The sequence below is a fragment of the Kocuria atrinae genome, from assembly GCF_039531425.1.
Classification (GTDB): Bacteria; Actinomycetota; Actinomycetes; order Actinomycetales; family Micrococcaceae; genus Kocuria; species Kocuria atrinae.
The window spans coordinates 146,298-158,046 of record NZ_BAAAQA010000033.1 but is presented as its reverse complement, the minus strand read 5'-3'; the positions used below and the strand labels follow the sequence as shown (position 1 = coordinate 158,046).

The following is an 11,749-nucleotide window of genomic DNA, read 5'->3' as shown; positions in this document are numbered from 1 at the left end:
GCCGGATGCGGGATGACGCGACTACAGAGCCGCCCCGGGGCTCAGGTCCCGCAGAAGGTGCGGTAGGGGCCGAAGTCCTCGGGCGCGGGTGCCGCGTAGCGTTGCAGGTCGGGGCGGTCGTCATAGGGGTGGGTCACGGCGTCCAGGAGCCGGCCGAGGGGGCCCGTGTCACCCTTCTCGGCGGCCGTGAGGGCCTCTTCGACCAAGTGGTTACGAGGGATGTAAACGGGGTTGACCCGGTCCATGCGCTCCGCGTCCGGACCCAGGGCGCGCCAGCGCTCGGCCCAAGCGTCGAAGGCCGCCGGGTCCGTGAACATGTTGCGAGCGGACCCGGAGGTGTCGCGGGCCGCCGCACCGAGGCCCCGGAAGAACGAGGTGTAGTCCACGCGGTGCTCTCGCAGCAGGGCGATCATCTCGTCAATCAGGGGCGCGGTGACCTCGCGGTCCAGATCCTCGGGCAGGCCGAGTTTGTCCCGCATACCCGCCGACCACGCGTCACTGTATTGCGCCCGGAACGCCCCGAGCGCCTCGCTCACCCGGGACACCGCGTCGTCCTGGTCATCACCCATGAGGGGCAGGAGGGTCTCGCCGAAACGCGCGAGGTTCCACTCCGCGACGAACGGCTGGTTGCCGTACGCGTACCGGCCGGCCGCATCAATGGAGCTGTACACCGCCCGCGGGTCGAAGGCGTCCATGAAGGCGCACGGCCCGTAGTCAATGGTTTCCCCCGAAATGGTCATGTTGTCGGTATTCATCACCCCGTGGACGAAACCCACAAGCATCCACTGCGCAACCAGCTCCGCCTGCGCTGCGACCACCGCCTCGAACAACGCGAGGTAGGGCCGCTCCGCATCGGCGGCGTCGGGGTAGTGCCGGTCGATCGCATGGTCCGCGAGCCGGCGCAGCAGATTGACATTGCCCGTGGCCCGGGCGTACTGGAAGCTACCCACCCGCAGGTGGCTGCTCGCGACCCGCGACAGCACGGCCCCGGGCAGCATGGTGTCCCGGCGCACCTGTCGCCCGGTGCCGACGACGGCCAGGGAACGGGTCGTGGGAATCCCCAGCGCGTGCATGGCCTCGCTGACGATGTATTCACGCAGCATCGGCCCCACGGCCGCCAGCCCGTCACCGCCGCGCGAGAACGGCGTGGGACCGGAGCCCTTGAGGTGGATGTCCCTCAGCCGGCCGGCGGTATCGGTGATCTCGCCCAGCAGCAATGCGCGCCCGTCACCGAGGCGCGGGGAGAACCCGCCGAACTGGTGCCCGGAGTACGCCTGCGCCACCGGGGCGGCACCCGGCGGGATAAGGTTCCCGACCAGCAGGCGCAGCCCGTCGGAGGTGCGCAGCCATGCCGGGTCCAGGCCCAGGTCAGCGGCCAGGGGTTCGTTGAGCACGAGCAGGCGCGCATCGGGCACCTCCTGGCCGTGCCAGGGGACGGCCATCTCGTTGAGTTCCCGGGCGAACCGGTCATCGAGGACAATGGCGGGGTCGGGTGAAATGCTCACGCCTCCAGCTTACTCGCGCCCCCTGACTCGGACGTCCTGCTCAGGATGCTCGTCTTCGAGCGCGACACCGCGCTGGGGCGATGGCTGTTGGCTATCCGCCGCGTAGGGCGGTCAACAATTTTTCGGCCAATTGCTCATCACCCGGTGCGCTGCGCCAGGTCAGCCTGTTAATGACGGACAGTGCCACTGGCTCGGCCAATTGATGATGTTTCGCCAGCGCCATGGGGATACCCTCCGCAACAATTTCCAGCGCATCGTCGATCTCACATCCCGTCACCGCGACAATAAAACCATTGGCGTCCTGAGCCGCGATAGCCTCACGGACCCGGACTTTGTCGAGGGCGGGCACCTGATCATGCGGAGGCCACTCATGGGTCAGCATGGAATTCGGCTGCCCGGGCATCTCGGGCGCAGGACTTTCTCCGTCATCATCGCTCCATCTGCGCCCGTACTGATCGGGGACGCTGCCCCAACCCCAGTACGGCAGGGGTGCTGCGGGTTGAATACCCAGCACGTCCAGCGGATCGACCTTTTGATCTCCGACCACGCACCGATGCGTCCAGTCGTCACCGAAGTCGAAAGTGAATTGGAACTCGTCCCCAGGCTTCACTGTGCGGGTCACCTTGGCCGTGGCAATGTCAACGGGCGCGACGATAGGGCCTCTGATCGAACCAGCCATCTCCTCACCAGTCATCGAGTCCGTGACCACCCGCCCATCGGCGAGTGTGAACATCGACAGGTGCGAGCGATCCCAGCGACTAAAGGCGTCATTGATCGACTGCTCGAAATCCGCAAAAGTATGCCGGGGCCCCACAGCAAAAATCCGCCCCGGCGGTGGCCACAGCACCTCGCCGCGCCCGCCGAGCAACTCCACCGTGAGTGATAACCAGGTTCGTGCCATTCAACCAGGATGGCAGCTTAGGCCGCCTCTTCATACCCACCCTACGGGGTTATAACCCGAGGGCTGTTCGCTGACCGCGAGGCACCCGTGGTCATCCCGACGCTACCCGCCCCTGACCGGGGCCTCAGCCTGCTGGTTCACCGCCCCCGCAGGGGAAAGCGTTCCACCTCCTGATGCAGCGCACCCCCGCCCCGGCCCTCACCCAGCACCGAGGCCACCAACCTGATCTCGCTGACGGTCCATTCGGGGCCCTTGTACACGGACAGGGCGTGGACGACGTCCGACAGTTCGGGTGCGGGGCGCGCAATGGTTCGCGAACGGCGTCGTTGTTCGCGGGCCTTTCGAGTCCGCTCCGCACGAGACATCCGCGCGACCGTGAGGTGGGCCCGCTGCCGGGCGCGCTCGGCCACGTCAAGTGAACACGCCCGCATGAGATCGACCATGCACTCGGACTGACCGCCCAGCCCCATCCACAGTGTGGTCCCGGAGAACGAGCCGGCCCCACGCAAGCACGAGATGAACGGTGCGGTCTCGCCGGCGACGCTGCTCAGATGCTCCTTGAGGTCCGGCACCGCACCTTCCGGCTGGTCACCGTAGAAGCCGAGCGTGACATGCCATTGCTCGGGATCTCCCCAGCGCAGGGCCGTACCCGTGAGCTCGCGGACCTCACGCAATGCACTCACCAAGTGCTCGCGTGCGGCTCGCGTGGGATAAACAGCGGCGAACAGCCTCATGGACCCACCCTAAATGGTGGGCGGCGGCTACCGGGTGAGCTCGGCGAGAAGGTTGTCCACGCGAGCCGCAATGTCGTCGCGCACCAACCGCATCCGCTCCATGCCCTCGATGCCGCGTTCGGACGGCTCGTCCGTGAGCCACGTTTCAATGGCCCCGGCCATGCCTTCCACCGGCTCGACCTGGGCTTCCCCGCCCACGAGCACCACGCGATCGACGCGTCGCAACAGGTCCGGATCAATGGCCTTGGGGGTCCCGGCGGACATGTCCGCACCCACCTCGGCCACAGCCTCGGCTGATTGCGCGTTGATCACACTGCCGGGCTTGGTACCGGCCGAATAGACGTCGACGGCGCCGCGGACCTTCAGCTCCATCAGCGCGGCAGCCATCTGAGACTTTCCGCCATTCTTGACGCACACGAACAAGACGGACGGTTTGTGATCGGCCATGGGGTCTCCTGAATCGATGTCTTGATGTGTCAGCGAGTGGGAACGGTGCGGTCGCCGGGGAACAGCTTGCGGCCGGCCCAGAGTGAAACGTAGACCAGTGCCACGAGAACGGGCACCTCGATGAGCGGACCCACCACGCCTGCGAGCGCTTGGCCCGAGGTCACCCCGAACGTACCGATGGCCACCGCAATGGCGAGTTCAAAGTTGTTGCCCGCGGCAGTGAACGCCACGGTGGTGGACTTGGCATAGTTCAGGCCCATGCCGCGCGAGGCCAGCAGGCCGATCCCGAACATCACGAAGAAGTACACCAGCAGCGGCAGCGCGATCCGAGCGACGTCCCACGGGTTGGACGTGATGGCATCGCCCTGGAGTGCGAACAGCAGAACAATGGTGAACAGCAAACCGTAGAGAGCGAACGGGCCGATCTTGGGCAGGAACGTGTTTTCGTACCAGTCACGGCCCTTGGCGCGTTCGCCCAAGGTGCGCGTGAGGAATCCGGCCAGCAGCGGGATCCCCAGGAACACCAGGACGGACAGCACAATGGCGCCGATGCTGAACTCGGCACTCGTGGTGGGCAGACCCAGCCAGGACGGCAAGAGCTGCAGGTAGAACCAGCCCAGCAGGCCGAACGCGATCACCTGGAACACCGAGTTGATGGCCACCAGAACCGCCGCGGCCTCACGATCACCGCAGGCCAGGTCGTTCCAGATCAGTACCATGGCGATGCAACGGGCCAGGCCCACGATGATCAACCCAGTGCGGTATTCGGGTAGATCCGGTAGGAAGATCCAGGCCAGCGCGAACATCAACGCGGGGCCCACGAGCCAGTTGAGCACCAGCGAGAGCCCCAGCAGCTTGCGGTCGCCGGTGACCCGGTGGGTCTCGTTGTAGCGGACCTTGGCCAGCACCGGGTACATCATGACCAGCAGCCCGATGGCGATGGGGAGCGAGACCTCGCCGATCTTCACCGCTTCCAGGGCGGTGTCCAGGCCGGGAACCAGCCGACCCAGCAGAAGGCCCAGCACCATGGCCGCGATGATCCACACGGGAAGCCAGCGGTCCAGGAAGGACATGTCCTTGACCACCCCGTGCTGTGTGGCGGGACGGTCCTTAACGGTGTCGGTCATGGGGCAACTAATCCTTCGGATTGATATTTGTCTATACGTGAGCGTAATGGTCGTATAGACAAACATCAATCCAGAAACGCGCGCCTTGAACAGGCTAGGTTCGCGGTGGCAACTTGATGAGCTCGACCGAGGCGAGCGCGCCGTCGTCGGCGGTGACCCGCATGTACGTGCAGTGCGGCTGGCGGCGCCGATCCGTGGGCGACCCCGGGTTGAGCAACCGCATGCCTGCGGGAGACACCGAATCCCACGGAATGTGGCTGTGCCCGAAGATCAGCACGTCAGTGTCCGGGAAGGCCTTGTCCATACGCTTCTCGCGTCCGGTGGCCGCACCGGATTCGTGCGTCATGGCGAACCGCAGACCCTCCATCTCCCAGTGGATGGTTTCGGGCATAAGCTCGCGCAGCTCGGGACCGTCGTTATTGCCCCACACGGCGATCAACCGCTTGGACCTGCTCTTGAGAGCTTCATAGGTGTCCAGATCCACCCAGTCCCCAGCGTGGATCACCACATCTGCGGAGTCGACCTGCTCCCACACCTGGTCAGGCAGGGCTTTTGCGCGCTTGGGAAGGTGCGTATCGGCAATGAGAAGAATGGATGTGCTCACGGTCCTATTGTCCCGGTCAGCACTCAATCACGTTGACCGCCAGGCCACCGCGGGATGTTTCCTTGTACTTGACCTTCATGTCCGCGCCGGTTTCGCGCATGGTCTTCACGACCTGATCGAACGAGACCTTGTGTTCGCCGTCGCCATGCATGCACAGTCGGGCCGAGTTAATGGCCTTGACGCTGGCAATCGCATTGCGCTCGATGCAGGGAATCTGAACGAGGCCACCCACGGGATCACACGTGAGACCCAGGTTGTGCTCGATCCCCAGTTCGGCGGCGTTCTCCACCTGACGGGGAGACCCGCCGATCACGGCGCACAATCCGGCCGCGGCCATCGCGCACGCCGATCCCACCTCACCCTGACAGCCGACCTCGGCGCCGGAGATGGACGCGTTCTCCTTGATGATGATGCCGATCGCGGCGGCGGTCATCAGGTAGTTGAGCACCTGGTCATCGTTGGCATCTTCCATGAAGCGCGTGTAGAAATGCAGCACCGCCGGGATGATGCCCGCTGCACCGTTGGTGGGTGCCGTGACGATACGGCCACCGGAGGCGTTCTCCTCATTGACCGCGAGCGCCCACAGGTTGACCCAGTCCATGCCTCGCATGGGGTCGTTGTCGGCTTCCTTGGCGCGTAGACGACGTCGCAGTTCCGGCGCCCGACGCCGCACTTTCAGTCCCCCGGGCAGCGTTTTCTCTTCGCGCATGCACCCGTTCTCCACACACTCCTGCATCACGTCCCAGATATGCAGTAGTTGAGCCCGGGTGTCCTCGGCGGGCCGCCAGGACTCCTCGTTGGCGATCATGACCTCTGCAATGGACAGCCCCTCGGTCTCACACACGGCCAGCAACTCGTCGCCGGTGTTGAACGGGTACTTCACCGGGGTGGTGTCCGCGACGATCTTGTCCGAGCCGGAGGCCGACTCGTCCACCACGAAACCGCCGCCCACCGAATAGTAGATCCGTTCGCGCACCAGGTCGCCAGCGGCGTCGTAGGCTTCGAAGCTCATCCCGTTGGGGTGAGTGGGCAGAGACTTGCGACGGTGCATGATCACATCGTGAGAGCGGTCGAAGCCGATCCCCTGCCGACCGCCGAGCATCAGCTTCTGATCGTCGGTGGCCTGGCGTACTTGATCGTCTGCGGAGTCCGTATCCACGGTCTCGGGATCCTCGCCCATCAGGCCCAGGATCACTGCCTTGTCCGATCCGTGGCCCCAACCCGTGGCTCCCAGAGAACCGAACAGCTGAGAGTGCACGCGCGCCACGGATTCCAGCAAGCCGTCTTCCTCGAGCCCCTCGACGAACAACCGTGCAGCCCGCATGGGTCCCACGGTGTGCGATGAGGACGGGCCGATTCCGACCGAGAACAGATCCAATGCGCTCAGTGCCACGACACTTCCTCCAGATTCACGAATTTTCCCTGACCTGCTTCGATCCGCCGGGGTATGGCCAAAGCTACGCGTGTCTCACATAGTGAGCAAGACACCTGTCGTAGTCAGGGAGGCGCACGGCCTCACCCTTGCGCCTCCCGTAGCGCGTCCGCCGCTCGAATCAAGCCCAGGTGACTGAACGCCTGAGGGAAGTTGCCCGCCATCCTGTGCTGGGCGACGTCGTACTCTTCAGCCAGCAGGCCGAGGTCGGACGAGAAGCCCACGGTGGTGTCCATGAGTTCCCGTGCATCGTCCACGCGACCGGAGCGTGCGTACTGTTCGACCAGCCAGAACGTGCAGATCACGAACGGGTATTCGTGCCCTTCCAGGCCGTCCATGGACTCACCGGAATCGGAGGTGCGGTAACGCCAAACCTGCCCGTAATCGCCCTGCAGGTCCTCTTCAATCCGCGCGACTGTGCGCAGCATGGCCGGGTGGTCCGGTTCGATGAACCCGGTGTGCGGTAACTGCAGGAGGGAGGCGTCCACCTCGGTGTTGTCGTAGGTCTGGGTGAAAATGCCGAGTTCCTCGTTGTAGCCCTTCTCCCAGATCTCGTCGTGCAGACGGTCTCGCTGGTGGCGCCACCGCTCCACGTCTCCCTGCAGCCCGAACTGCTCTGCGGCGCGGATTCCCTCGTTGAACGTGGCCCACATCATGACCCGACCGTGGGTGAAGAAGTGCTTGTCACCGCGCATTTCCCAGATCCCGTGATCCGGGTCCTCCATGTGAATCTCGCAGTACTTCATGAGGTTCATCTGCAAACCCCACGAGTAATCGTTTTCCTCGATCCCCGCGGCACGCAGCTCGGCAAGCGCCATCATCACCTCACCGGTGACATCCGCCTGGAATTGGCCCGCGGCCCCGTTGCCCACGCGCACCGGGGTGGAGTTCTCGTAGCCCGTCAGATGGTCCAGCTCGTATTCCATGAGATTACGGCGACCGTCAATGCCGTACATGATCTGCAGCTGCTCCGGGTCCCCGGCCACCGCGCGCAACAGCCAGTCACGCCACAACAATGCACCGTCCGTGTGCCCGTGTTGGACCAGCACTTCAATGGTCAGCGCGGCATCCCTCAGCCACGTGTACCGATAGTCCCAGTTGCGTTCCCCACCGAAGTCCTCCGGCAGGCCCGCGGTGGGGGCCGCCACGATTCCCCCGGTGTTGGAGTGGGTGAGCGCACGCAGCACCAGTAAGGACCGGCCCACGGCGTATTCGTAGTCCCTACCCCCGTCCCAGGAAACGTCCGAGGCCCACTCGCGCCAGAACTTCTCCGTGGCCTGCTGGGCAGACTGCGGGTCCGCGGGGGCCGGGAGGTTTTCATAGGCGTGGCACCAGGTGAGGACCCAGGCGAGCTCCTCGCCCTCGCGAACAGTGAATTGTCCACCGTGGCCACGTTGCACCTCCTCCGCTGCGCATATGTCCGCATCGGGTCCGTGCGTGTCCCCGTCAGTGAGCTCCTTGGTCTTACCGTCCACGCTGGTCTCGTACGGCTCCAAGGAAGGACCCGTCAGCAGCAACGCGTCCGGACCGGCCACAGCCAGCAACCCCCGGTCCACGGTGACCTGTGAACTGCACTGCGACGCCGCCTCGCGCACTCTCTCTCGGAACTTCTTGTAGGAGCCGGCATGGCTGCGTGCTCCGTGATCCTCACCCGAGTCTTCGGGCCGGCGACCCACATCCTCGGAGGTACCCACCGGATGCGGATCCGAAGGGTCATCACCCAAGTCCGCGGTGGGGCCGTCTTGCGCGCCGTCGTCCTCCGGGCCCAGGTCCACACGACGCACCCACGGCGTAACGCTGCCGTAATCGAATCGCATGCGCAGGTCGTGCTCGACCTTCACGGTGCCCTCCAGGCACTTCACGCGACGGATCAGGTTGGCGGTGTCATCGCTGGGCGGGAGGAAGTCCGTGACCACGGCTCTGCCCGTGGGCGTGCACCACTCCGTCTCCACGATGAATGTTTGGGGGACGTAACGCCGTGAGACCACTTCCCCGTCCACGGCACTGAGCTTCCACCGCCCGTTACTCTCATCCCCCAGGATCGAGCAGAACACGGCCGGAGAGTCGAAGCGCGGGAAGCACAACCAGTCCACACTCCCCTCCCGTGACACCAACGGTCCGGTGTGGAGATCGGCCAACAGCGCATAGTCCTCAAGAGGGGTACTCATAGGCAGAATTCAATCATCAGCACCCTGCAAACGCCTGGAAGCGAGCCTCATCGAGGATTCAGACGCCTGATCTAACGTAGAGGTATGCAGAACATCAGGACACTGGTCATCCTGGGTGCCTCCGGGGACCTCACCGCTCGTCTTCTCCTTCCCGGACTGGGCACGCTGCTCAACGAACAGCCGGACCGGGAGATCACGGTGATTGGTTCCGCTCGCGACGACTTCCCAGGCCCCTCGGGACCCGACGACGACGTTCGGGGCGCCGATTGGCCCCAAACGGTTGCCAAAGCCTTCGATTCCGTGGGTGCGACCGGGCCTTCGGTCGAGCGGGTCAAAGACTCCACCCGCTGGATCGAGTGCGACGTGGCCGAGGCAGACCAACTGGCCGCACTGCTCGACGACGTGGAGGGGCCCGTCTGCCTGTACTTCGCGTTGGCACCGGCCGTCACGCGCAAGGCCTGCGAGGCCTTGAAGAGCCTCGACTCTTTGCCCGACGACCTCTGCCTCGCACTCGAAAAGCCCGTGGGCACGGACCTCGACTCGGCGCGAGAGCTCAACGCACTGGTGGGTGAGCTGGTCGACGAGGATCACACCTTCCGCGTGGACCACTTCCTGGGCATGCCCGGCGTGCTGGACGTGAGCGGCCTGCGCTTTGGCAACCGCATGTTCGAGCCGGTGTGGAGCCGCGAGCACGTGGAATCCATCGAGATCGTCTTTGATGAAACGCTGGCGTTGGAAGGCCGCGCCGGTTTCTACGATTCCACGGGTGCTGCGGAAGACATGATCCAGTCCCACCTGCTGCAGGTCATGGCGTTGGTCATGATGGAACCGCCCTCCCGCTTCGACCCCGTGGAGGTGCCGGCCAACACCGCGCACATTCTCCGCGCCACGCGCCTGTGGAGTGAGGATTCTTCGACCCGCTCTCCCCAGTACCGCAAGATCACGCCCGTGGTCCGCGGCCGGTACACCGCGGGCACAGTGGACGCTCACGAGCTCCCCGATTACACCTCCGAGGAGGGCGTGGATCCTTCGCGCGAGACGGAAACGTTCGCGCAGGTCACCCTCGAGGTGGACACCTGGCGGTGGAACGGCGTGCCCGTGACGTTGCGCTCGGGCAAGGCCATTGGCAATCCGGTCCAGCACATCCGCGTGACCTTCCGCCAACCGCCGCACGGCTACGAAGGCTGGCCGCACCCGCTGGCTCCCAACGCCATCTCGGTGGGATTCGAGGACGAAAACGTGCAGATCGAACTCAACGTGGGCAGCCCATATGACTCACGAGGCATGAACCGGTTGACACTGTCCAGCGGCACGCCCACCCCGGGGCTCACCGCCTACGGCTCCGTGATGCGGTGGATCTTGGACGGGGACCCCACCTTCACCGTGCGCGCGGATGCAACCGAGGAGGGCTGGCGGATCATCGACCTCATCAAGCACGCCTACGCCACGGACGCACCCCTGCTCGAGTACCCCGCCGGTTCCGAGGGCCCGGTGCCGCTGCCGTAGTAGCGCCCAGTGCCCACGCACCCTTCAATCTGATCGACTTTGTAACCAGGAACAAGCCGATTCCTGGACTTAACGTCGATCACTCTGCGCCCGGCTCCGCACCCGGGCGTTACCGTCGATCAGAATGCGGCATACCTGGAGGAGCTGTCCTAGCCGACGACGCCGCGTCAGTCGTGACGCTCGTGTCGGTCCACGAGGGGAATCCCCGCGGTCACCGGGTGGGAACCGGCGGTCATTTCCGCGAGTGGCTGGTCCACGATGGGGATGCCCGCGGTGACCGGTTCCCGCTCGGATTCGTAATCTTCGGCAGGGGTGGTGACCGAGCGGCGTCGGCGGACGATGTCCACGGCCGACTCAACCACAAGCACTCCCAGTGCCAGCCAGATCGGCAGGTAGGTGAAGATCTGACCCGGGGCCAGGGTCTCGCCGATCGCGAGCGAAACGAACACGAGTAGCACCGGCTCCAGGTAGCCGAGCAGGCCGAACACGTTGAACGGCAGGAGCTTGCTGGCCACTGTGTACGCGACCAGGGCGCCGGCGCTGAGCGCACCCAGTCCGAGGATCGCGGCGATCAACAAGCTCTGGTCGTCAATGGCGGTCAGACCGTCCTCCGCGCCCAGCAGGAACGCGGCAATGGGGAGCATGAGCGCCATCTCCGCCCACAAGCCGCCCGAGAACGAGGTGCCGGCCTGGTGACGCACCACGAAGTACACGGCGTAACCGCCGGCCACCGCCACGGTGGGCCAGGACATGCCGCCTGCCCGCCAGACTTCGTGGATCACCCCGATCGTGGCCAGCGCGGCACCGGCGATCTTCCACCAGGACATTGGTTCCTGGTAGAGCACCCGCCCGATCACGACCATGACCAGCGGCAGGAGGAAGTAGCCGAGGGAGGTGTCCAGGGCGTAGCCGTTCAAGGGGGCCCACGCGAACAACCACATCTGCATGGCCAGAATCCCGGCGGTGACCAGCAGGGACAGGCCCACCAGAGGTTTCTCCCCCGCCAGCACCAGCACCCGTTGAATGGCCCAGCGCCTGCCGGTCATTAACAGGATCAGTGTGACCGCGGGAAAGGTGAGGAGCATACGGAACGCCAGAATCTGATTGGCGTTCATCGGCTGCAACAGCACCGGATAGAGATACAGAACCCCGAAGAATACGGAGGCCAAAACGGAGGCCAGGACACCTCTCAGCATGAGAATGCTCCTTCCGGTCAGTGCAGCGGTATATCGCCCCTTGCGTGTGTGGATTGAATGGTTGAAGAACCTTCTTCTCAAGGTAGGGGGTGAGCGCGGTAAAGACCACCTGTGACCGGGGCGCTACCC

At 64.9% G+C, this 11,749-nt stretch carries 10 protein-coding genes; 1 reads left to right on the top strand and 9 read right to left on the bottom strand.

The features are described from left to right. Positions 1-41: 41 nt before the first annotated feature. The 8 genes from ABD283_RS13300 to ABD283_RS13265 all read right to left on the bottom strand — a co-directional run bounded on the left by ABD283_RS13300 (position 42) and on the right by ABD283_RS13265 (position 8,918). A complete protein-coding gene (locus ABD283_RS13300; RefSeq protein WP_344225453.1) occupies positions 42-1,505 on the bottom strand; it encodes a protein adenylyltransferase SelO in 1,464 nt (487 codons plus the stop codon). Between the two features lie 91 nt (positions 1,506-1,596). Continuing rightward, positions 1,597-2,406: an IS1096 element passenger TnpR family protein gene (locus ABD283_RS13295; RefSeq protein WP_315275815.1), complete on the bottom strand. Its 810-nt coding sequence runs from the start codon at positions 2,404-2,406 to the stop codon at positions 1,597-1,599. 137 nt (positions 2,407-2,543) lie between these two features. Further along, positions 2,544-3,140 carry an RNA 2',3'-cyclic phosphodiesterase gene (gene thpR / locus ABD283_RS13290; RefSeq protein WP_344225452.1) on the bottom strand — a complete coding sequence of 199 codons (597 nt, stop codon included), beginning with the start codon at positions 3,138-3,140 and terminating at the stop codon, positions 2,544-2,546. Between the two features lie 27 nt (positions 3,141-3,167). Then, on the bottom strand, positions 3,168-3,587 hold the full coding sequence (locus tag ABD283_RS13285) for an arsenate-mycothiol transferase ArsC (RefSeq protein WP_344225451.1): 420 nt from the start codon (positions 3,585-3,587) through the stop codon (positions 3,168-3,170). Between the two features lie 29 nt (positions 3,588-3,616). Next, a complete protein-coding gene (gene arsB, locus ABD283_RS13280) occupies positions 3,617-4,714 on the bottom strand; it encodes an ACR3 family arsenite efflux transporter (protein ID WP_095798944.1) in 1,098 nt (365 codons plus the stop codon). Positions 4,715-4,808: 94 nt separating this feature from the next. Next, complete coding sequence (locus ABD283_RS13275) at positions 4,809-5,318, bottom strand: metallophosphoesterase family protein (protein WP_095798945.1); 510 nt, start codon at positions 5,316-5,318, stop codon at positions 4,809-4,811. 16 nt (positions 5,319-5,334) lie between these two features. Then, the gene (locus tag ABD283_RS13270; RefSeq protein ID WP_344225450.1) at positions 5,335-6,711 is read right to left on the bottom strand and encodes an L-serine ammonia-lyase; all 1,377 of its coding nucleotides are present in this window, start codon (positions 6,709-6,711) and stop codon (positions 5,335-5,337) included. Between the two features lie 122 nt (positions 6,712-6,833). Further along, on the bottom strand, positions 6,834-8,918 hold the full coding sequence (locus ABD283_RS13265) for a glycoside hydrolase family 15 protein (protein ID WP_344225449.1): 2,085 nt from the start codon (positions 8,916-8,918) through the stop codon (positions 6,834-6,836). Positions 8,919-9,002: 84 nt separating this feature from the next. Here ABD283_RS13265 and ABD283_RS13260 point away from each other — a divergent pair, with 84 nt between their 5' ends. Next, the gene (locus ABD283_RS13260) at positions 9,003-10,424 is read left to right on the top strand and encodes a glucose-6-phosphate dehydrogenase (RefSeq protein WP_344225448.1); all 1,422 of its coding nucleotides are present in this window, start codon (positions 9,003-9,005) and stop codon (positions 10,422-10,424) included. 167 nt (positions 10,425-10,591) lie between these two features. Here ABD283_RS13260 and rarD read toward each other — a convergent pair whose 3' ends face one another. Further along, complete coding sequence (rarD, locus tag ABD283_RS13255; protein ID WP_344225447.1) at positions 10,592-11,620, bottom strand: EamA family transporter RarD; 1,029 nt, start codon at positions 11,618-11,620, stop codon at positions 10,592-10,594. Positions 11,621-11,749 lie beyond the last annotated feature (129 nt).

Excerpts from the sequence above, each read along its gene's own strand:
- rarD (WP_344225447.1), bottom strand. The coding sequence starts at position 11,620 with ATGCTGAGAGGTGTCCTGGCCTCCGTTTTGGCCTCCGTATTCTTCGGG.
- ABD283_RS13295 (WP_315275815.1), bottom strand. The coding sequence starts at position 2,406 with ATGGCACGAACCTGGTTATCACTCACGGTGGAGTTGCTCGGCGGGCGC.
- thpR (WP_344225452.1), bottom strand. The coding sequence starts at position 3,140 with ATGAGGCTGTTCGCCGCTGTTTATCCCACGCGAGCCGCACGCGAGCAC.
- ABD283_RS13265 (WP_344225449.1), bottom strand. The coding sequence starts at position 8,918 with ATGAGTACCCCTCTTGAGGACTATGCGCTGTTGGCCGATCTCCACACC.
- ABD283_RS13260 (WP_344225448.1), top strand. The coding sequence starts at position 9,003 with ATGCAGAACATCAGGACACTGGTCATCCTGGGTGCCTCCGGGGACCTC.
- arsB (WP_095798944.1), bottom strand. The coding sequence starts at position 4,714 with ATGACCGACACCGTTAAGGACCGTCCCGCCACACAGCACGGGGTGGTC.
- ABD283_RS13285 (WP_344225451.1), bottom strand. The coding sequence starts at position 3,587 with ATGGCCGATCACAAACCGTCCGTCTTGTTCGTGTGCGTCAAGAATGGC.